Raw genomic sequence first — 20124 nt, 5'->3', positions numbered from 1 at the left:
GCTTAACTCGCTATATCCAGCAATGACTTCAACATTTCGTCGACAGCGTTGAGGATCTTCGTGGCAGCCTTGTAGGACTGCTCGATGTCGAGAAGCAGCGTCAGTTCTTCGTCGAGATTGACGCCGGTCTCGTTGGAATAAGCTTCCGTCGAACGCGAGAGTGCCGCGGATGTATTCTCGGACGCTGTCGTCGCATCGCTTCGATACTGCTCAAGCCACCCAACCGAGCTCGAAGCGTAGTCCATGATGTTGACGTTGGACGAGAGGCCAGCGGCGGCCGAGAAGGTCTGTGCGGCGCCCATCGCCGTGTAGAGCGCATCGAGATTGTCGGAGAAGCCGCTGCTGTTTGTTGTGTTGAGGTTGGTGAGGCCGGAGATCGACCCATCGCGCAACTTCATCGGATCGCCGCCCTGGCTGGTGATGACGGCGGCATTGACCGTGATGGTTCCGGCGATGCCGTCGATCACGCCCGTCGTCGTCGGCGTGCCGCCTGGCGTTCCAGCCGCGGTCTTCCAGACAAAGAGGCCTGGCTGCGTCGTGGCGGGCGTCCCGCCGGTTTCGGAAAACATGGTGACGAGCGACTTGGCGATCTCGTCGAGCTGCGACTGGAATGTCGTCGCAACTTCGTCGCGCACTTGCAACAGCGCCTGCAGACTTCCCTGTGCCGTGCTCGTAGACCCTTTGCCGGCCCCTAGCAGCACGCCATCGATATAGACGCCATTGCCTTTCGTCTGCGCGGTATAGGTGTTCTGGGCAACAAACGTAATTGTGCGCGGTATCGTGTCGAAAACGACCGTGCCGTCGGTGGTGTAGAGCGCCATGTCCCCGTTGTCGCGATCGACCGCGTTGACCCCAACGATCGAGGAAATCTGCTTCAGCAGTTTGTCGCGCTCATCCAGTGCATCGGCTGGATTGCCACCGGTTGCGGTTGCGCTCTTGACGGCATCGTTCGCCGTCTTGAACTGCGCAAGCAGCGTGTTAAGCGTCGAGACCTGGGTCGAGATTTCCTTGTCGGCGCCCTGGCGGACGGCCTGCACGGATTTCGTTGCGTCGTTCAGTGAATTGGCGACGTCCTGTGCGGCCGTGACCGCACTCTGCGCCGCAATCGTGCTGCTCGGCGACGTGCGAAAGGCCTGCAGCTTTTCACGAAACGTCGCCAGGTAGTTCGCCGGTGACGTTTCGTAATCGTTGCCGCCCATGATCGATTTCAGGTCGGTGAGGCCACTGAGCAGAGTTTGCTGGCCACTGTCCTGCGCGCTCGCCTTCAGCCACTGACGCAGCAGCGCGTCTTCCTGCGCGCGGCTGATCTTCACGACTTGCGCGCCATTCAGGGACGTGGTGATCATCGCCTGCCGGCGCACGTAGTCGCTGTTGCTCGAGTTCGAGATATTGTTCGATACCACACTGCTTTGAGTGCCGGTATTGCTGAATATGCTCTGCGCAGTGTTTAGTGCGGAAGTGAGCGACATGGCTTACCCGAACCCTACTTATCTCTTGAGGTTGACGAGGACGTCCATGATGTCGGACCCCGTCTGGAACACCTTGGAATTGGCGGTGTAGCTGCGCTGCGATTCGATCATTTCGGTCAGTTCGCCTGCGAGGTCGACATTCGAGCTCTCAAGCGCACCGGCCTGGATGGTGCCGAAACCGTTGGTCTGCGGGAAGCCGGTGACGGTAACGCCGGACTGACCGTTGGCGCTGTAGACGTTGCCGCTCATCAGCGTCATGTTGTCCGGGCTCGCGACGGTCGCCAGCGGAATGCGGTAGATCGGCTTGGAGGTGCCATCGGAGTACTTGGCGTAGACGGTCCCGTCCTTGTCGATCGTGACATCCTTGACCGGGCTTGCGGCCTGGCCGTTCGGCGTGCCGCTGCCGGCGAAATCCGCGGCGAGCTGCGTGAAGCCGCTGAGATCCATGGCGATCGAACCCGTGGTGACCGGGTCGATGATGGAGAGCGCGCCGGAGCTGACCATCTTGCCGTTGGCGTCGAAGGTCAAATTCGTCGAGCCAACGAGAGCCGTCGCTGCTGGAGTGTACGGAAATGATGACGTTCCACCGGTCGCCGCATCGGCGTGACGGAAGACCGCAACCTGCCATGTGTTCGCAACGGCCGGAGCGGCGGGCGGGGGTGTTGTCGCCGCCGTCTTGGTGAAGTAGAAATCGTACTGGACGGTGTTGCCGAGCTTGTCATAGCCAACCATCGACATCTGTTTCGTGTCAGCCGTGATCGGAGTCGTATTGGAAGCTGGAAGGTTGCCAGTCGCGACATTCGCGTTCGAGTTCAGGTTGCCCGAGAACGTACCGGTCGTTGAGGCAATCGCCGTCAGACCGGACTGGTTGACGTTGATCGGAACGAGGCCGGAGAAGCCGTTGACGACGACGGCTGGAGCGCCTGAGTCATAGGAATAACCCATCAGCTTGAAGCCGGCGGAGTTGACAAGGTTGCCCTCGTCGTCCTTGGTGAAGTCGCCGGCGCGGGTCAGAACCGGAACGCCGTCCGGGCTCTGCACGATGAAGAAGCCGTCGCCCGAGATCGCCAGATCGTAGCTCGACGTCGTGTAGGAGATATCGCCCTGCTCGGAAACGGACTGACGAACGGACGTCTGGACGCCGCCTGAATTGTAGTTACCCGAGGTCGACGGCAGGACCAGCGACGAGAAGGCGCTCGAAACAGCCTTGTAGCCCGTTGTGTTTGCATTCGCGATGTTATCGGCGACGGTGCTGAGGCGGTTTGCCTGGGCGTTCATGCCGGACACGGCCGTCTTCATGCTGCCAAAAATGCTCATCTGAAAACCTCGATTCCCTTAGTAGGCTTGAGAGTATTTGGTGGGCCTTGCGTGAAGCTGTCTGAGGTTGAACCATCATCGATGAGAATGCAGCGACTATGGCCAGGCAACACGGCCCGTTCTGGAAAAATCAGTTCCAGTCAATGCAGTAGCCAAGGAAGCGCTTCGAATCGACCGGATCGAAGCCGAGCTTCTTGCGTAGCTTCTTGCGTAGCTTGGAAATGTGGCTTTCAACGACGTTTTCTTCGACCTCATCGTCGAAGATCCCGTAGATCGCGTTGAAGATCTGCGTCTTGGTGACACGGCGACCGCGGTTTGCGATCAAATATTCCAGGATGCGGCGCTCGCGACGGGGAAGCGCAAAGACTTCGCCATGAATTTCCGGATCGCGACCATCGGAGAATACGCGGATGGCCCCGATGTCGGTGTGACTGGAAATCGCTTTCAGTCGGCGCCGGATGGCGGCAGCTCGCGCCAGGATTTCGCGGGGATGCACCGGCTTGCGCACGACATCGTCGACGCCACAATCAAAAAGTGCAAGGGTGTTTTCCAGCGAGGGCTGGTCGCTGACCGCGATCACCGGCGCCATGGTCCGGTCACGGATGGCGCGCGGCAGCTCGAAATTCTGCTGCCCCTGCCCGATCAGGAAGGCCTCGACAGCCGCGATATCAGAATCCGCCGCCGTCTGAACCCATTCACCGAATTCATTTGGATCAAACCCCGTGGAGGGAATGCCTTCCCGCCCGAAAAGTGAAGTGTAACCATCTTTCACGAGCTCACGCTCATCAACCACTACGATCATTCGTCCGCCTCCGAATCACTTGTGGTACCTCGATGCTCTATGGGTACGAATCGCGCGATTCTGGGACAAGCTGTAGGAACTAATCGACGGGAATTAATAGTTGATTAAGAATTGAGGCGCGATTTGATCTAGATGTAGTAGGAAGTCGAAATCATGCACACAAAAATTTCGTGGAAAAGTTAACGAGGTCTAAATTGTGACTTGCCTTGCCATATTGAGACAGATTCTCGCCACAATATGACACATTTCTGCTTTGTTCCGTTTTCTACCCGTTTTGATTGAATCAATTCTGGCAGAAGTTGCTCGCATTGGGAGTCCATTTGCCATAACCGGTGGCGACCAGATTGGCGATGACCCGGCAGACATACTGCTTCTGGGCAGGGTCATTGTTGGGGCCGGCGTGATAGCGGGCCACCGCCATCGTCCATGTTTCGTGCCGGTCGTGGAGATTGCGTAGGAACCTTGCCGCGTATTCTACATTGCGACGCGGGTCGAACATCTCCTCCGCAGACCGGAAATTCTCACCATGGTAGTACTGGTTGATCTGCATGCAGCCGATGTCGATGAGCTTCGCGCCTGACCTGCGCGCAACATCAACCTGCCTCAGAGCGTCCTGCTCGGAGGGTGGAAAGAAGGCCTTGCCTTCGATGTTCAGCGCGTAGGGGTAGAGTGATCCCTTGCGTCCGGTCTCGGTCAGACCAACGGAGTAGAGAATGCCTTCAGGGATGCCGTACTTTAGCGCCGCCGCCTGAATCTCCTGCTCACAGGCGCTGTTCGACGCCCGTGCGCTAGAGATAGACGTCGCCAGCGCGACCGCTGCCAGCGGCGCCAGGAGAAGTGCTTTCAACACCGCTTTCGCCCGAGCCATTGAAGCCTCCGCCAGTTCGCTGTCCTGATTGATTTTGACGTTCACGCGCCTCGCCGCCCTGACCTTGCTGGGCAGAGGCCTGACCCTGCTGCTGGCCCTGTGCGTTCGCCTGATTGCCAGCGTCCGAACGGTCGACCGGCGCCATGCTGATCGTGATGTTGTCGATCGCGTAGCCCTGGCTGCGCAATGCCTCGATGATCTTGCCGTGGTCTTCCTTGAGCTGCCGATAGGCCGCGCCGCTCTCGACCTTGAGGTCGACGTTCAGCGCGTCGCCCTGCAGCCGCATCGTCGCTGTGACGAGACCGAGGTCGATTGGGTTCATCTGAATCTTGAGGGTATTCACCACCTTGCCGGTGCTCGTCCACTCGGCGGCATTCGACAGGGCGGAGCTCGCCTGCATGGCATGCGCCCATTCCGGATCACCGGATATCGCCGCTGTCACTGCGGCAGAATTGGTGTTCTGCGCCAGACCAATGTAGCGGCGCGAGTCCAGAACGGCGACGCTTTCGATGTTAGCTTTGCCGCCGGCCTCGGCGGTGGCTTCCTTGTCGATGCCAATATGCATATCCATCGACTGAGCGCGGCCATCGGCACGGCTCAGCCGGAATGTCGTCGCGTCGGTATCGCCGGCAACCTCTGTGCCGCGCAGCTGAGCGTCTACGGTCATATCGACGCTGGCCAAGTCAGCTTCGGTAGATGTCTCATCCTTGGACTTGACACCGGCAACAGGCATTTCTTTCGGATCGGTCGATACCTTGACATCCGCCTTTTGGTTCACTGCAGCCATTGCGGCGAACGCTGCTGCTGCAGTTCCGTCAGTCGGCACCTGCTTCAGCAAGCTCAGGACATCGGAGAGCACGCTATCGTCCTCAGCACCCTTCTTTACCTCGGTGCCGTCAGTCTTCGTCTGCTTGGCACCCTTGGCTGGATGGCTCGCCACGTCATCGTCCAGCTTGTCGGACAGATCCCGCGAGTCGGCGTCATCGGCGTGCTTGCCCTTGGCCTTCGGGTCACGCTCCGTTTTCTTCGTCTCTTTATCCGTCAAGCCCGCCGTCTGTTCTTTCGTCTCCACCAGCGCCGCCAGGGAGGCGCTGCCGAGATCAATCAATGCCTTCGGACTCGTGTAGCGCGATGCAGCGGATACGCTGCCATCGGTGCCGTCGCCGGCGTGCTGGTCCACCGCGGGCTGCTCGGTTGAGTCATGCGTTCCGCCGCTTGCCTTGTTCAGGACGTCAGAGAACCCGCCTGGATCATCACCACCGTTGCCGGTCTGACGGCCAATGCCCGCGGCAGAGGCAGCCCCTGCTCCAGACGCTCCCCCCGAAACGCTGATGTCCATCATCTCAATTGCTTTCTTTGTTCAAGAGGCCATCGATCTCATCCAGTTGCGATCGGCTTGACGTCACGAATGCGCTGAATGATGGGTCGGCGTCCTGCTGTCCCCCAACATTGGATGGCGGCGTCCCTGCCGCTTCTCCCACAGGACCTGGGGCCGGGTTGGGTATCTCCCCCTGCTCCGCCTCCGGTGAGGCCGCCGCCTGTTTAGAAGTAATTTCTTGGCTATAAGATTTAGGGGGCGTCGCTTGCGTCAGGCTTGCCGGGTCCGGCGGACGAAGCACTTGTTCTGCAATGGCTTTTGCTGCGGCCCTAAGCGCCTGATCGCGCGAAGACAGCTCCTGATCCGGGATGGATGCAATGTTCTTCGCGGCCGTATTAATCTTGTCCGTCGGGATCGCCGCCATGCCGCCGTAGAAATCCGCCAGCGCTCCAAAGGCGTTGTCGGAATCGCCGGCAAGCGTCTGCGCACGCGCTGCGGCCATCCGGGCAAGATCACTCTTGCCGGCGATCGCAGCCGCGCGAGCGATGCGGAGATAGACTTCACGCTGCCTGGCCTCATCCATGAAGGAGAGAATGCCAACAACATCGTCCGGCTTCACCTCGTGATTATGATTGACCAGCAGCTTGACGAAAAGGTCCGCGAACTGGCTCGCATAGGGCGAATGCAGGAAACGGCGCACATAGCGCTGCGAATAATTGAGCCCCTTGTCCACCATCCCGGCTTCGACGCAGATCGACACGGAGCGGCGCAGCGCCGCCTCCTCGACGATCGTGCCCGGCGCATTGAGGCGCGCCTGGTCATACAGCTTCAGCGCCTCCATTGGGCTTTTGGCGATGGTGACATTGCCGCCAACCAGCGCAAGATAGGGGCCGATTTTCTTGTCCCTGTATTCGTTCGCAGTCTCGACAAGGCTCTTGGCGACGAGCAATCCCTTGCCGCTTAGATATTTGCGCAACACGTCGCTGATGCGATTGTCGAAGTGACCATTTACATCGCGGGCAACAAGGTATTCGAGCGTCTCGGGATTGCCGCCACTCATTGCATAGATCAGCGCCGCGTCGACGTTACGGTCATCGTCGAAAACCGACGGATCGATGGTGCGCAGGCGCTGATCGATCGTGCCGAGCATGAAGCGCTGCATCTCGGCGGCAGAGTGATCGCCAAGCACGACGGAATCCTGCACGAACTGCAGCGACCGTAGCATTTTGTAGGGTGCAATGTCCTCCTGATCTTCCGCATACGCGACAGCAGCAGGACTCCCCGCAAGGCCGAGAAGCAGAAGCAGAAGACGTTGGTGGAGACGAACCATGGATTATCCCTGATCCGCCTGCAACAAGATTTCGATGCGCCTGTTGGTCGCGTTGAAGGGATCCGCCTGATCCTTCAACTTGCGGTCAGCAAAGCCCGAGACTTGCGAGACCCGCTTTTCGTCGAGTCCGCCGCGAACGATCATGTAGTAGGCAGCCTGTGCGCGATCCATGGACAAGCGCCAGTTCTCGTTCTCGCCCTTATACTGACGGCCGTCCGTGTGGCCACGAATGATAACAGCGCCTGGCTTGCCCTTCAGGATCTCACCGATCTTTTCCATCGCGAGCACCATTTCCTTGCGCGGAACGGCCGACCCGATGTTGAACATGGAATCATCGCTCTGGTCGGAAATGCTGACCAGAAGGCCGCCCTCCGACGGTGTTACCGTAAGACCTTCAGCGAGCTTGCCAGCCACGCCGGTGATCTGCTGGGCGATTTCCTTTTGCAGGTCTTCGGCCTGTTTCTGCTCGGTGGCCCTTTGTGCCTCAGTCTGCGGCTTTTCCTTGCCCTCGGCATTTTTGGCAGCCGTTTCCGCCGATGCTGCACCGAGTTGCGGCTTGCTCGCTGCCGTTTCCTGTGCCTGCTCGTCGTGAGCCGCGGCCGTTGTCAGATCCGGCGGATTCTCGGATTCCGCCTTGGCAACTTCGGTAGCATCTGCCGCACCATCGGCGGGCGCGTCGCTCGATGCCGGCTGCGTCTTGTCGGCGTGCGTCACTTCGACCTGCTTCGTCCAGAAATCCGGATCGAAGGGGTCGCGGTAGGCCTGACCGCCGTCCGCGCCGGTTGCCGGACCGGAATCGCTGGCACCGCCCTCGCCCTTGGCGCTGACATTTGCCTGCTGGCCGACTTCCTGCGCAATCTCCGCCAGGACCGAATAGGGATTCTCAAAAAAGTCGGCTTCGGAATAGTTGGTCTGGTCGCCTGACGTCGAGGTCTGGTCGTCGCCGTTTGCTGCCGATGCACCCTTGGTGGGCTCGTCCTCTTTTTCCTTCGACTTGTCCTGCTTCTGATCGCCGTCCGCCTGGTCGACGGGCTTCTTCAAGCCTTTTTGCGTGGGCTTCTCGTCGGCGAGCTTGATCGGATTGAAATAAGTCGCAACCGAGGCCTTGGTTTCCTCGTTCGCAGCGTTGACCAGCCACATGACGAGAAAGAACGCCATCATCGCCGTCATGAAATCGGCATAGGCAATCTTCCAGGCGCCGCCATGCGCACCGTCGTGATCCCCGCCGCCATGCCGCTTGACGATGATGATCTCGTTCTTGCCGTGGTGGTGGTTTTCGCTCTCACTCATTCCAGAACTTTCTTCAAGCTCGTCGCCCAGGCCGACATCCGCGTGACGAGGACAGCGTCGCCAAATTCGACGGTCAGGTCGACATCGCCGGTTTCATGATGGCGCAGAAGACCAGCCTTTTCGCCAAGTGTGCTCTTCAGCACATCGAAAAGCCGCGTCGGCCCCTTGACCGTCACGGTACCGACATCGCCTTCCAGCACCGCATCGCGAAGGATGCCGGCAACATCGACGGCAGCCTTCTGCGACAGAACATCGGTCATAACAGGTGCAAGCGCCCGTGCGACCGTCGCGCTGACAAGCTCGGCAACCTCATGCGCCATGGCGTCAAGTCGGGAGGCGATCAGTGCCGCCGTCTCAACCTCGTATCGGTCACGGAGCTCTTCGACCTCGCGCTGATGAACGAGCGCGACCGTTTGCGCCTCGAGTTCATACTTCTCCGTCAGCGCCGCGGTTGCTTCGGCATAACCTTCCGCATGTGCGCTGCGGCGCTCGGCTTCGAGATCCACCACCGGTTCGGATAAGATATCCGCAAAGCCGCCGAAATCATTCGCGAGATCGTCGGCTTCCGCGACGGGAGCGACCACGGCCGGCTCGCCAAAATCCTTCAGGTACCGAGAAAGCAGCGCACTCACCGAATCCACCCTCTCGCTGCAGAGAACTGCGACATGCCGCGCCCCATCATGAACTGACAACTCATCAGGCACGGTTTCCGCACTGCGCCTTTGTATCGAAACTAGGGAGTCAAACTTGCGCGAGGATGAAGGGGGAAGCCGAACAAGCTCAACTCCACCTCCGCCACTATTGCAGCAGGATCAGCACTTTGCTGGCAGCCGTATTCAGGATCGAGATCGCCTGGACACCCATCTGCTGTTGCGTCAGCAACGCCTTCTGAATGGTCGATGCTTCGTCCATGTCGGTATCGACGAGCGCACCGACGCCCTTGTCGATCAAATCAGACATGTCCGCGGTATAGGCGACGCGATCGCTGATACGCGCGCTCATCGTGCCAAGGCCGGCCGCTGTCGTTGTCAGTTTCGACAGGATGGAATCGACCACTGCCAGCATGTCCTTCAACTGCGCGGACGTCGTGTTGCTATCGAGCTTTATTTCCGTTCCGCTCGCCGGCGTCGTCGAACCGGCGTCCAGCAGATAGTAGTTGCGTGCCGTCGCGGTGCCGTCGGGATTGAGCGTGTTTGCATCAACCGTCTTCGTCAGCAGACCGCGATTGGCGTCCGTCGTGTCGATCATGACGGTCTGGTCGGCCGGGTAGCTGATCGTCTGTGCCTGGTACTCACCGTTCGTGTCGCGCACGAAGCCGCCGATCACCGAGCGCGACATCGGAAGCGTGGTATCGCGGTTGAGCAGCCAGTTTTCGCCCGCAAAGTTGGTCGTCTGAACGGTCGTCTGCAGCTGCCCTTTCAGCTCGGTCAGCGTTGTATTGAGCTTCGTCTTGTCGACGCCAGCTTCCTGCGCCGTCACCAAGGTCTTGCGAATTTCACCCAGCTGGTCGATCAGGCTGTCCATGGACGTATAGGCGGTATCGACCTTCGATGCGCCGACACCGAGTGCGTCATGAATGTTCTGCAGCGAGCTGCTGTCCGAGCGCATGACGCTTGCATAGGACCAGTAGGTTGCATCGTCCGCAGCCGTTTCGACGCGATAGCCCGACGAAACCTGCTGCTGAACCGTTGCGACGTCCTTGTTGATGATGCGCAACGCCGCGAGGGCGTTTACCTGTGCCGAGCTGGTAATTTTGTATGTCATTTTCTGGCTCTGAATAGGGAAACGGGACAGGCCGGCGACCGGCAGCGACTGACCTGGCGTCATGCCCCCGGCTGGTCCCCCAGGCCCGGTTTGTCGCTAAAAACAAATCAACTGTTAAGCGAAGTTAACCAAGGCCTTCGACGCGCGCAAGTGCCAAAACTTCGGTGTCGCAAGCCTCGCGCAATCTTGATTATCGCTTCAAAAACAAAGAGAAAGCCGCATCAGAGACGCGACTTTCCATCTTCTTCGGATGTTGCTGGGCGGCTTAGCTCTTGAACAGCGTGAGAACGTTCTGCGCGCTGGAATTGGCGATCGACAGGGACTGGATCGCCAGCTGTTGCTGCGTTTGCAGCGCGGTCAGTTTGCTCGATTCCTCTTCCATGTCAGCGTCAACAAGGCGTCCGACACCGGAGTCGATCGAGTCGCTGAGGTTGGAAACGAAGCTCTCCTGCAGATCGATGCGGGTCGAGATGGAGCCGAGCTGCGAGGCAGCCTTTGTCAGCGCGCTGAGGCCCGATTCGACGGTCGTCAGAGCCAAGTCGATATCGCTCTGGCTGAAGCTCGTGATGTCCATGCCGTAGATTGAGCCGACGCTGCCGCTCGATGTGCCGATGATACCAGTCGTCGTGTCGATCGATCCTGACGTCGTCATGCCGAAAAGCACGTTGCCGGTGGAGGTGTCATCAAGAACGTACTGAGTCGTCTGCACGGAAACCTGACCATTGGCATTGCGGACGAACGAGGAGACAACGCTTTTCGTGGTATTGCCTGCCACCCAGTTCTCGCCGGAGAAGGAAGCGGACTGAGCGACACTCAACAACTGCTGCTGAAGTTGTCCGATCTCGTCTTGAACCTTGGTCTTGTCGACGCCCTTTTCTGTAGCAGCCACGATCTTCGCCTTGATCTCACTGACGATGTCGATAGCGCTGTCCATGGCCGAATAGGCGGTATCGACCTTCGCGGCGCCGAGTCCGAGCGCATCGGACACAGCGGAGAGAGCCTTGTTGTCCGAACGCATGGTCGTTGCAATCGACCAGTAAGCGGCGTTGTCCTTGGCCTCTGCGACGCGGTAACCTGACGAAACACGGTTCTGCGTGTCCTCCAGATTGCCGTTGATGCTGCGGAGTGTCTGGAGAGCGGACATTGCCGCGACGTTCGTCAAAATGCTGGTCATGAAATTATCGCCCCTTGCTGGCAAAAATTGAAAAGGGACATTCCGGTCCGCCACCGGGAACGGCAATCAGCTTCATGCCCGCTAACCGCTTCTTAAGCTTGGTTAACATACCGTTTCGTTGACGGCAGAAAACATCAGTTTGGTTAACGCGGAGTTAACAAACATTAAAAAAGCCGCGCTCGGGGGAGCACGGCTTTTCGATTGGCGATCTTTTATCCGAGCGCCCGGAGGCGCTCCTGCTATTAGCTGCGGAACAGCGAGAGGATGTTCTGCGAAGAGGAGTTCGCGATCGACAGCGACTGTACAGCCAGCTGCTGCTGGGTCTGCAAGGCGCTGAGCTTGGAGGACTCTTCTTCCATGTCGGCGTCAACCAGGCGGCCGATACCGGAGTCGATCGAGTCGCTGAGCGAAGATACGAAGTCGGTCTGGATGTCGACGCGCTGCTGGAGCGAACCGAGCTGCGAACCGAGGGTCGTCATGTTCTTCAGAGCGGTTTCGACGTCCGTCAGCAGGTTGTCGATGTCGGCCTGGGTCGTGCTGGCGCCGATCGTGAAGCCGTAGATGGAGCTGCCCGAGCTGGCGCCGGCGGTGCCGAGGATACCACCCGACGTGGTGGCGTCGAACAGCGTGTTGGTGGCGCCAAGCGTGTAGTCGGTGGTCTTGATGGAGACCGCGCCGCCCGTGCCGCGAACGAAGGACGAAACGACGCTGACTGTGCCGCCGGCGTTGTTGACCCAGTTTTCGCCGTTGAACGAAGCAGACTGAGCGACGCTGTAAAGCTGGGCCTGCAGCTGCGTGATTTCGTCCTGAAGCTTCAGCTTGTCGACGCCGGCTTCGCTGGCTGCAACGAGCTTTGCCTTGATTTCGCCGACGAGGTCGATGGCGCTGTCGACAGCGGTGTAGGCCGTGTCAAGCTTGGCGGCACCCATGCCGAGCGCGTCGGACACAGCCGAAAGCGCCTTGTTGTCGGACTTCATCGTGGTGGCGATCGACCAGTAGGCGGCGTTGTCGGAAGCCTTGCCAACGCGCAGGCCAGACGAAACGGCGTTCTGCGTGTCACTCAAGCCCTTGTTGACACCACGCAGCGTCTGGAGTGCGGCCATTGCGGAGTTGTTGGTCAGAATGCTGGTCATTTTTAATTTGCCCCTTTGGCATAATTGATAGGAAGGGACACTCCGGACTACCGGGAACGGCGATCAGCATCATGCCTGTTGACCGCTCTCTTCGTGCTCAGTCAACTCGCCGTTTCGATAGGCACATAAAACCTTATCATGGTTAAGAAATGCTGAACCAAGAAATTAAAAATCACTAAAAATATCCGTTGGTTAGCTTGACTTCATTAACCGGAAATTAAAACATTTGCGGCCGGGGCAAGCCCCGGCCGCAAATCTCTTTCTTTGCTGCTGCGCGAGGCTATTGTTAGCCGCGGAACAGCGAAAGGATGTTCTGCGAAGAGGAGTTCGCAATCGACAGCGACTGGATCGCCAGCTGCTGCTGGGTCTGCAAGGCGCTGAGCTTGGAGGACTCTTCTTCCATGTCGGCGTCGACCAGGCGGCCGATACCGGAGTCGATCGAGTCGCTGAGCGAGGACACGAAGTCCGTCTGGATGTCGACGCGCTGCTGGAGCGAACCGAGCTGCGAACCAAGGGTCGTCATGCCCTTCAGAGCGGTTTCGACGTCCGTCAGCAGGTTGTCGATGTCGCCCTGGGTCGTGCTGGCGCCGATCGTGAAGCCGTAGATGGAGCTGCCCGAGCTGGCGCCGTTCGCGCCGAGGATACCACCCGTCGTCGTGCCGTCGAACAGCGTGTTGGTGGCGCCGAGCGTGTAGTCGGTGGTCTTGATGGAGACCGCGCCGCCCGTGCCGCGAACGAAGGACGAAACGACGCTGACTGTGCCGCCGGCGTTGTTGACCCAGTTTTCGCCGTTGAACGAAGCAGACTGAGCGACGCTGTAAAGCTGGGCCTGCAGCTGCGTGATTTCGTCCTGAAGCTTGGTCTTGTCGACGCCAGCTTCGCTGGCTGCAACGAGCTTTGCCTTGATTTCGCCGACGACGTCGATGGCGCTGTCGACAGCGGTGTAGGCCGTATCAAGCTTGGCGGCACCCATGCCGAGCGCGTCGGACACGGCCGAAAGCGCCTTGTTGTCGGACTTCATCGTGGTGGCGATCGACCAGTAGGCGGCGTTGTCGGAAGCCTTGCCGACGCGCAGGCCAGACGAAACGGCGTTCTGCGTGTCACTCAAGCCCTTGTTGACGTTACGCAGCGTCTGGAGTGCCGCCATTGCGGAATTATTGGTGTTAATGCTTGTCATAAGTCTGTCCCCAAAAACAAAATACCAAAGGAGGACATACCGGACTTCAATACCGGCGATGACGGTCCAGCTTCATGCCACTCGGTGCCGTTTCTCTTGAGCAACCAAACCCGTCATGTCGAGAGGCAATCTCGCACCCATTCATTGCCAACTCATTAAAACGGCTGGCGAAACGGCGTCGCATGGAGCCGGTGGTTAACAGTCTCCAAACATCTTCGAACACCTTGCAGCAGGACTGCACACCGGCTTCAAGCAAGCTTGGCGTGCCTAGATGGTGCAAACTGGGGCGTGATGTTGGCCAGCGCACGATTGGCCACGACGCTCGTTGAAGAAGTTCCGGATGGAGTGGGCTCTTGAATACGAATATTTCGTTTGCGGCGGCGTCGAAGGACTATCAGAAGGGACAATATCTCAAGTCGCTTGAAGTCCTGAACAAACTGATCAACACGCAGCAGGACGTCAAAACCTACGTTCTCCTAGCCAAAAACCTTCTCAAGTTGGGCTTCAAATCGGAAGCAGCAAGCGCATATGCGCTTGCCGGCGAACTCGATAGCAACAAGGAATCGCCCTATACGCGCGAAGCCGCGCTTCTGTATTTTGCGTGCGGCAACGAAGAGCAAGCCTTGCTCCAGGCCTTGCGCGTCATGACGCTTGCCCGCTCGGACGCCGATCTCGCCTGCGTTCTTGCCTCAATCCACCTCAAGCAAGGCCGAAAGGACCTCGTGAGCCCCTACCGCAAGGTGATCTCCGAGAGCAGCAATCCCGACCATGCCCGCCTTGCAGTGCGACTCCTCAGCGACGACATTCTGGACGCGACGAACGAGACCCTCGTCTATAATCTGTTCAAGAAGTTTCCCGACATCATGCCGCTGCGGCTGCTTAAGCTCGTCTTCGCCCGCGAGGTCTGCGACTTCGAGCTCGTCGCCAAGGAATTCCTGCCGGTGCAGAAAATGCTCGATGGGGGCGACCACAGCGCCTTGGAACGAGACAATCCCTTCTACAATCTTCACTGGTGCAGTGACGAAGCGCTCAATGCCCTCGCTTCTCACAATCCGTCCCTTCCATTGAGAGAAGCGGCAGCGCGACGAAGAGCCGTCCCCCACGCCTGGAGCGAGAAGATCCGCATCGGATATCTTTCGTCTGACTTCTGGGCCGGACACGCAACCATGAAGCTACTGCGCCGTATTCTGGAGCTGCACGACCGGGACAAATTTGAAATAACGCTCTTCTGCCATACCGAGGAGAAGTACCTGGAACATGAGGCTGGCACGGTCGATCGCTCACAATGGGGTGACGTGTGCATCGTGCGAGACATGACGGACGAGGAAGCCGCCAAGGCTATCCGGGAGCGGCAAATCGACATTCTGGTCGACCTCAAGGGACACACATTTGGCGGTCGATCCCGAATACTGAACTATGGCGGCGCTCCGCTGCAGGCAACATGGCTTGGATTCCCGGGCAGCGTGACTGACGTCGACCTTGATTATGCCATCGGCGATCGGTTCGTGCTGCCGAAAACCAGCGAAGCGAACTATTACGAGAAGCTGGTGCGCATGCCGGATTGCTATCAGCCCAACGACCCCGCCAATCGTCCGAAACCAAGGCCAACGACACGTGCCCAAGTGGGTTTGCCGCAGGGAGCATTTGTCTTTGCCTCGTTCAACGCAAACCGCAAGATCAACACGGCGATACTCGACGTCTGGTGCAACATCCTGAAGCGCGCGCCCAACAGCGTGCTTTGGCTAATGCTCTCGTCGCCACGCACCCAGACCAACCTGCTCAATTACATGAACAAGAAAGGGCTGGAATCGGATCGAGTGATCTTCTGCCCGCGCGTGTCCTACGAAGAGCACATCGATCGCCAACAAGTGGCCGATCTTGGCGTCGACACCTTCCCGGTCAACGGCCACACGACCACCTCCGAGCAGCTCTGGGGTGGCCTGCCGGTTTTGACCGTCAAGGGTACCAATTTTGCCTCTCGCGTCAGCGAAAGCTTGCTCAACGCGATAGGCCTGCCGGAACTGGTAGCCAGCGACATCAAGGCCTATGAAGACATGGCTGTCGAGCTCGCGAACGCCCCCGACCGCATCGCTGAATACAAGCGGCGCATCAGGGACAATGCCGGCATCATGCCACTGTTCGACGCTGAACGTTTCACCCTGCATCTCGAAAGGGCTTACGAAATGATGGTAGAGCACGCGAAACTCGGGCAGGAACCGGACCATATCGACGTTCCGGCGCTGCCGCCCCGTACCGAACCGTTCTTCAGTTTTGACTAGGGAGCACTCCAAGACATTTAGAACCCGCCGGCTTTCACCGGCGGTCTTTTTACGCCATGGTGCGTTGCGCTAAATGGAGGTACCGCTCAATGGAAGGAGCGGACAAGACTTCCGACCAGCAGGTTCCAGCCGTCGATCAGCACGAAGAAGAGAATCTTGAACGGCAAGGAAATCGATGTCGGCGGCAGCATCATCATGCCCATCGCCATAGTGATGGTGGCAACGATCAGGTCGATGACCAAAAACGGAAGAACAACCAGAAAACCGATCTCGAAGCCGCGCCGGATCTCCGAGATCATGAAAGCGGGAATGAGGACACGGTAATCGATCTTTTCTTCGGTCTCGACGCTCTGGCCGCGCTCCCTCGCTAGGTCCACGAAAAGCGCCAGGTCCTTGTCACGCGTATTGGCCGCCATGAACGTCCGGAAGGGCTCGGCGATGCGCGCCACCGCCTGCTGCTCGTCGATCTGGTTCGACAGGAGCGGCTGAACGCCGGTCTGCCATGCCTGATCGAAGGTCGGCTGCATGACGTAGAAGGTCATAAACAGCGCGAGCGACAGGAGGATCATATTCGAGGGCGTGGAAGACAGGCCCATTCCCGACCGCAGGATCGAGAATGCGATGATGAAGCGCGGGAAGCTCGTCACCATGATCAGGATGCCTGGCGCGACCGAAAGAACGGTCAACAGGCCGAATGTTCTGATGATCCATGCCGCGACAGAACCGTCGACCGGCAAGTTCAACAGATTTGTCGGGAGCTGCTGCGCATGCGCCAGCTCCGGTGCCGCCATCATGGCAGCGAACAGCAATAGGAATCGAATCATTCGACGACGAAGGTCCTGAACATGATCTTCGATACGCGGCCTTGCGCGCGAAGGTCAACACGCTCCTGGATGTCATCCTTAAGATATTCGAAGCCCCGTGGCCCTTCGATCTGCTGCAGCGAAACAGTGCGGACATAGGCGAGAATATCCTGATGGATATCCTCTGCGATTTTCACGTCGGGCGGGCCGTTAAACAGCAGGGCTACTTCCAGACGAACCCAGTTTTCCGACGGATAGGCGAGGTTGGACGTGATTGGCTCGAGCTGAACGACATTGTTGGCCTCGGTCGAAATGTGAGGCAGGCCTGCCTCACCCTCCTTCTTCTGTGCCGCCTCGTCCGCCTTGGCCTGCTCCGCCTCTTCGGCGCCCTTGATGTTAGGTGCGACCATGCCGCCGACCACCCAGCCGCCGCCGGCGCCGAGCAGCGTCAGGACCGCGAGCCCGGCTATAGTCATTATTGCGGCCGACTTCTTGTTCGGCTGGCCTTCTGCGGCTTCTGTGTCTGCCATGGTGTCCTGCCTCAGAGCGGCGAGAAGAGATCGACGAGCTGCTGGCCGCGCGGCGGCTGCTGCACTTCCATCAGGCGGCCACGACCGCCATAGGAGATGCGCGCTTCAGCAATCTTCTCGTAGGAAATCTGATTGTCTGCGTTGACATCCTGAGGCCGAACGATGCCGGCGACGTTGAGAATGCGGATCTCCTGGTTGACGCGGACTTCCTGGGAGCCGCTGATCACGAGGTTGCCGTTCTCGAGGATGCCGGTGACCACGGCGGCGACCATAAGCTTCAGCGTTTCGGACCGGTCGATCTTGCCCTTGCCGTCGGTGCTCGTGTCGGAACCATAGGTCACATCGGTCTTGGACGTCGGATTCCAGCCCATGACGTTCGCGTCGACGTCCCAATTCAGGCCGCTCGAATTCGTGCGGCTGCGGCTGGTGTCGTTCTCGAACTTCGCCTTGTCGTTGATCTGGATATCGACGGTCAGGATATCGCCGACGTTGAGAGCGCGGGCATCCTTGAAGAGGGCGGCCTGAGAATCGCTCCAGAGAGAATAGCCCTGCGCGACCTGGCGCGGCTGCTTCGGATAAAGCGCCATCTGCGGCGTCTGGCCGTAAGCGAGACCGCTGCCGATAGGGCTCATGGCCGGCGCACGACCGACCTCATTGACAGCCTGCGGAGATGCGCAGCCTGCAAGGAGGGCGACGGCGGCGATCGCGACCGGGAAACGCTTGTTCATGAGGGGTCCTTCGACGTATTGGGATCGGACGCGCTGGCGATGATGTTGGCGATGACCGCGGCCTTCTGCGGATCCATCTCGTTGAGGATCAGGCTCGATTGTGTGGGGTTCAGCCGCATGATGACGGCCGCCGCCACTTCGATCTTGACCTCTTGCAGCTGCGATGCGGCCGCGTCCGGCTTCATTTTCTTATAGATATCGGTAAGGCCCGCTTCGGCCTGCTTGAGGAAATCGTCGCGGCGCTTCAGCCAGTCCTGATATTCCTCCTTGCGCTTGTTCATCTCAGCGATGCGCGAATCGACGTCGGCGCGGAGCTTCTCGAGCTCCTGCTTCTGCAGCAGGTAACGCTGGTCGCGAGCAGGATCGGCAATGTTCGTGCAGAACTGCTTGATCTCCTCCTGAGAGGTCATTTCACTCTTCGGCGCCGGCTGCTCCTGCGCGAAGGCCCCGGGAACGGACAGCGCCACGACGGCAATTGCAGGCAGTGCAAGCCGCTGGAGCAAGTCTGACAAAGCCATGGTCTTCATCATTGCAGGACGAGCTCCGCTTGCAGCGCGCCGGCTGATTTGATGCCTTGAAGGATGGCGATGATGCCATCCGGCTTGACGCCGATATTGTTGAGACCGGCCACGAGTGTCCTGAGGTCAGGTCCATCCAGCAGCGCCACCTTGCCGCCCGTCTTCTGCGCAGCGATGTCGGTCTGCGGCTGAACCGCGGTCACGCCGCGCGAGAATGGCTCGGGCTGAATGATCTGCGGTGTCTCGGTCACCTGGACAGTCAAAGTACCATAGCTGACGGCAACAGGCGACACGCGCACATCGGCGCCGATAACGATCGTGCCGGTTCGCTCGTTCACCACCACCTTCGCCGGCGTATCCGTCTCGACGACAAGGTTCTCCAGATCGGCCATCAGGCGCGTGAGGTCTGCCGTTCTCGGCTTCTGGACGATGACTTCCTGCGCGTCCTTCGCCTCTGCCACCGGGCCGCCGAAGCGAGCCGAAGCATAACCGTTAACGACATCGGCGATGCGGATGGCCGTCGAGAAATCGGGGTTTCGTAGCTGCAGAACGAGATTAACGGAATCCTTGAAGCGTGATGGCAACTCGCGCTCGATGATGGCGCCGCCCGGCACTCGCCCGGCGGTCGTCACACCCTCGGTGACCGTTGCGGTCTGGCCTTGCGCGGTGAAACCCGAGACGACGACGGAGCCCTGCGCGACCGCGTAGATCTGGCCGTCGGCACCCGACAACGATGTCATGATCAGTGTGCCGCCCCGCAGCGACGTCGCGTCGCCGAGCGAGCTGACGTTCACGTCGATACGGCTTCCGGGGCTGGCAAAGGGCGGCAGATTGGCCGTGACCATGACGGCCGCCGTATTCTTTGCGTTGGACTGGCTGCTCTGCGTGGAGATGCCTAGGTTCTGCAGCATCGCGCGCATTGACTGCTCGGTGAATGGCGAGGCGCGGAAGCCGTCGCCGGTTCCCTGAAGGCCTACGATAAGACCGTATCCGATCAGCTGGTTGTCACGACCCGCCTGCAGGGAGGCAATGTCCTTGATGCGCGAGTTCATGGCCGCAGCAGGCGCGACGGCCAAGACATTCGGGGACAGAAAAGCGAGGGCTACGAATAGGCGGAAAAACATCTTCATTTTGCGGCCACGTGTATGGTGCCGTCGGCGAGCACGGTGCCGCTGACAATCACACCGGAATCCATGTTGCGAACGCGGATGAGCTGGCCCGTCATACCGTCTTCAAGCGGCGACCCGGCTGCCGATATCGTCATCGAGCCGAGCGTGAAGATCAGCCGGATCGACGAGCCGCGCGTCACGGTATAGGGCTCCCGCAGGGCCGAGACCGAGATCGTGCGTCCCGGCAGGAGCGTGCGCTTCGAGATCATCCCTTCGACCTGGCGGATCGACTTTGCATAATCGCCCTTCAGGTTGGGATTGGTCACTTCCACTTCCTGGAGCTGGGTGCCCGAAACGGTTTCGCCGGGGTAAATGGTAGTTGTCGGAACAACCGCATAGCCCATGCCGGCAGCGGCTGCTGCCTGCGGCGCAGCACATGCGGTGATCGTAATGGCGGCAGCTGCCACCCATCCGAGGATACCGTTGACCCGGCAAAACATCATGTTTCGGCCCTT

Annotated in this window: 19 protein-coding genes; 1 reads left to right on the top strand and 18 read right to left on the bottom strand. The window is 59.3% G+C overall.

Annotated features, from left to right (window positions below):
- Positions 1 to 2 precede the first annotated feature (2 nt).
- The 12 genes from flgK to K9B32_RS03530 all read right to left on the bottom strand — a co-directional run bounded on the left by flgK (position 3) and on the right by K9B32_RS03530 (position 13642).
- Positions 3 to 1469: a flagellar hook-associated protein FlgK gene (flgK, locus tag K9B32_RS03585; protein ID WP_224560512.1), complete on the bottom strand. Its 1467-nt coding sequence runs from the start codon at positions 1467 to 1469 to the stop codon at positions 3 to 5.
- An 18-nt stretch (positions 1470 to 1487) separates the two neighbouring features.
- The gene (locus tag K9B32_RS03580; protein ID WP_224560511.1) at positions 1488 to 2786 is read right to left on the bottom strand and encodes a flagellar hook protein FlgE; all 1299 of its coding nucleotides are present in this window, start codon (positions 2784 to 2786) and stop codon (positions 1488 to 1490) included.
- 130 nt (positions 2787 to 2916) lie between these two features.
- On the bottom strand, positions 2917 to 3588 hold the full coding sequence (gene rem / locus K9B32_RS03575) for a transcriptional activator Rem (protein WP_007796638.1): 672 nt from the start codon (positions 3586 to 3588) through the stop codon (positions 2917 to 2919).
- Positions 3589 to 3871: 283 nt separating this feature from the next.
- Complete coding sequence (locus K9B32_RS03570; RefSeq protein WP_224560837.1) at positions 3872 to 4435, bottom strand: transglycosylase SLT domain-containing protein; 564 nt, start codon at positions 4433 to 4435, stop codon at positions 3872 to 3874.
- Positions 4377 to 5798, bottom strand: coding sequence for a flagellar hook-length control protein FliK (locus K9B32_RS03565; protein ID WP_224560510.1), 1422 nt, complete (start codon positions 5796 to 5798; stop codon positions 4377 to 4379). Before K9B32_RS03565 ends, K9B32_RS03570 begins: the two co-directional genes overlap by 59 nt.
- Before the next feature lies 1 nt (position 5799).
- Positions 5800 to 7104, bottom strand: a complete 1305-nt coding sequence (motC, locus tag K9B32_RS03560) for a chemotaxis protein MotC (RefSeq protein ID WP_224560509.1) — start codon at positions 7102 to 7104, stop codon at positions 5800 to 5802.
- Between the two features lie 3 nt (positions 7105 to 7107).
- Positions 7108 to 8394 carry a MotB family protein gene (locus K9B32_RS03555; protein WP_224560507.1) on the bottom strand — a complete coding sequence of 429 codons (1287 nt, stop codon included), beginning with the start codon at positions 8392 to 8394 and terminating at the stop codon, positions 7108 to 7110.
- Positions 8391 to 9026: a hypothetical protein gene (locus K9B32_RS03550; RefSeq protein WP_224560506.1), complete on the bottom strand. Its 636-nt coding sequence runs from the start codon at positions 9024 to 9026 to the stop codon at positions 8391 to 8393. The genes K9B32_RS03555 and K9B32_RS03550 overlap by 4 nt, the downstream gene beginning before the upstream one ends.
- A 166-nt stretch (positions 9027 to 9192) precedes the next feature.
- Positions 9193 to 10158: a flagellin gene (locus K9B32_RS03545; protein WP_224560505.1), complete on the bottom strand. Its 966-nt coding sequence runs from the start codon at positions 10156 to 10158 to the stop codon at positions 9193 to 9195.
- 265 nt (positions 10159 to 10423) lie between these two features.
- Positions 10424 to 11332: a flagellin gene (locus K9B32_RS03540; RefSeq protein ID WP_224560504.1), complete on the bottom strand. Its 909-nt coding sequence runs from the start codon at positions 11330 to 11332 to the stop codon at positions 10424 to 10426.
- Positions 11333 to 11574: 242 nt separating this feature from the next.
- On the bottom strand, positions 11575 to 12465 hold the full coding sequence (locus tag K9B32_RS03535; RefSeq protein WP_224560503.1) for a flagellin: 891 nt from the start codon (positions 12463 to 12465) through the stop codon (positions 11575 to 11577).
- 286 nt (positions 12466 to 12751) lie between these two features.
- The gene (locus K9B32_RS03530) at positions 12752 to 13642 is read right to left on the bottom strand and encodes a flagellin (RefSeq protein WP_224560502.1); all 891 of its coding nucleotides are present in this window, start codon (positions 13640 to 13642) and stop codon (positions 12752 to 12754) included.
- 353 nt (positions 13643 to 13995) lie between these two features.
- Between K9B32_RS03530 and K9B32_RS03525 the strand changes: the two genes are divergently transcribed.
- Positions 13996 to 15921 carry a glycosyltransferase family 41 protein gene (locus tag K9B32_RS03525; protein WP_224560501.1) on the top strand — a complete coding sequence of 642 codons (1926 nt, stop codon included), beginning with the start codon at positions 13996 to 13998 and terminating at the stop codon, positions 15919 to 15921.
- Between the two features lie 86 nt (positions 15922 to 16007).
- Here the strand turns inward: K9B32_RS03525 and fliP are convergent, their stop codons facing one another.
- The 6 genes from fliP to flgA are packed head-to-tail and all read right to left on the bottom strand — an operon-like array spanning position 16008 to position 20112.
- Complete coding sequence (gene fliP / locus K9B32_RS03520) at positions 16008 to 16745, bottom strand: flagellar type III secretion system pore protein FliP (protein ID WP_007796609.1); 738 nt, start codon at positions 16743 to 16745, stop codon at positions 16008 to 16010.
- Positions 16742 to 17254 carry a flagellar basal body-associated FliL family protein gene (locus tag K9B32_RS03515; protein ID WP_224560500.1) on the bottom strand — a complete coding sequence of 171 codons (513 nt, stop codon included), beginning with the start codon at positions 17252 to 17254 and terminating at the stop codon, positions 16742 to 16744. The genes fliP and K9B32_RS03515 overlap by 4 nt, the downstream gene beginning before the upstream one ends.
- Positions 17255 to 17265: 11 nt before the next feature.
- Entirely contained in the window at positions 17266 to 17982 is a 717-nt protein-coding gene (gene flgH / locus K9B32_RS03510; protein ID WP_224560499.1) for a flagellar basal body L-ring protein FlgH, read from the bottom strand.
- Entirely contained in the window at positions 17979 to 18512 is a 534-nt protein-coding gene (locus tag K9B32_RS03505) for a MotE family protein (RefSeq protein ID WP_224560498.1), read from the bottom strand. The genes flgH and K9B32_RS03505 overlap by 4 nt, the downstream gene beginning before the upstream one ends.
- Entirely contained in the window at positions 18509 to 19630 is a 1122-nt protein-coding gene (locus K9B32_RS03500; protein ID WP_224560497.1) for a flagellar basal body P-ring protein FlgI, read from the bottom strand. Before K9B32_RS03500 ends, K9B32_RS03505 begins: the two co-directional genes overlap by 4 nt.
- Positions 19627 to 20112 (bottom strand): flagellar basal body P-ring formation chaperone FlgA, encoded by a 486-nt coding sequence (gene flgA, locus K9B32_RS03495; RefSeq protein WP_224560496.1) that lies wholly within the window; start codon positions 20110 to 20112, stop codon positions 19627 to 19629. The genes K9B32_RS03500 and flgA overlap by 4 nt, the downstream gene beginning before the upstream one ends.
- Between the last annotated feature and the right edge of the window lie 12 nt (positions 20113 to 20124).

It is taken from the genome of Rhizobium sp. 3T7 (assembly GCF_020166565.1).
Taxonomy (GTDB): Bacteria; Pseudomonadota; Alphaproteobacteria; order Rhizobiales; family Rhizobiaceae; genus Rhizobium.
Note: the sequence above shows the minus strand (reverse complement) of the source record. Positions and strands in the feature narration are given on the sequence as shown.

Excerpts from the sequence above, each read along its gene's own strand:
- flgK (WP_224560512.1), bottom strand. The coding sequence starts at position 1,469 with ATGTCGCTCACTTCCGCACTAAACACTGCGCAGAGCATATTCAGCAAT.
- K9B32_RS03580 (WP_224560511.1), bottom strand. The coding sequence starts at position 2,786 with ATGAGCATTTTTGGCAGCATGAAGACGGCCGTGTCCGGCATGAACGCC.
- rem (WP_007796638.1), bottom strand. The coding sequence starts at position 3,588 with ATGATCGTAGTGGTTGATGAGCGTGAGCTCGTGAAAGATGGTTACACT.
- K9B32_RS03565 (WP_224560510.1), bottom strand. The coding sequence starts at position 5,798 with ATGATGGACATCAGCGTTTCGGGGGGAGCGTCTGGAGCAGGGGCTGCC.
- motC (WP_224560509.1), bottom strand. The coding sequence starts at position 7,104 with ATGGTTCGTCTCCACCAACGTCTTCTGCTTCTGCTTCTCGGCCTTGCG.
- K9B32_RS03555 (WP_224560507.1), bottom strand. The coding sequence starts at position 8,394 with ATGAGTGAGAGCGAAAACCACCACCACGGCAAGAACGAGATCATCATC.
- K9B32_RS03545 (WP_224560505.1), bottom strand. The coding sequence starts at position 10,158 with ATGACATACAAAATTACCAGCTCGGCACAGGTAAACGCCCTCGCGGCG.
- K9B32_RS03540 (WP_224560504.1), bottom strand. The coding sequence starts at position 11,332 with ATGACCAGCATTTTGACGAACGTCGCGGCAATGTCCGCTCTCCAGACA.
- K9B32_RS03535 (WP_224560503.1), bottom strand. The coding sequence starts at position 12,465 with ATGACCAGCATTCTGACCAACAACTCCGCAATGGCCGCACTCCAGACG.
- K9B32_RS03530 (WP_224560502.1), bottom strand. The coding sequence starts at position 13,642 with ATGACAAGCATTAACACCAATAATTCCGCAATGGCGGCACTCCAGACG.
- fliP (WP_007796609.1), bottom strand. The coding sequence starts at position 16,745 with ATGATTCGATTCCTATTGCTGTTCGCTGCCATGATGGCGGCACCGGAG.
- K9B32_RS03515 (WP_224560500.1), bottom strand. The coding sequence starts at position 17,254 with ATGGCAGACACAGAAGCCGCAGAAGGCCAGCCGAACAAGAAGTCGGCC.
- flgH (WP_224560499.1), bottom strand. The coding sequence starts at position 17,982 with ATGAACAAGCGTTTCCCGGTCGCGATCGCCGCCGTCGCCCTCCTTGCA.
- K9B32_RS03505 (WP_224560498.1), bottom strand. The coding sequence starts at position 18,512 with ATGATGAAGACCATGGCTTTGTCAGACTTGCTCCAGCGGCTTGCACTG.
- K9B32_RS03500 (WP_224560497.1), bottom strand. The coding sequence starts at position 19,630 with ATGAAGATGTTTTTCCGCCTATTCGTAGCCCTCGCTTTTCTGTCCCCG.
- flgA (WP_224560496.1), bottom strand. The coding sequence starts at position 20,112 with ATGATGTTTTGCCGGGTCAACGGTATCCTCGGATGGGTGGCAGCTGCC.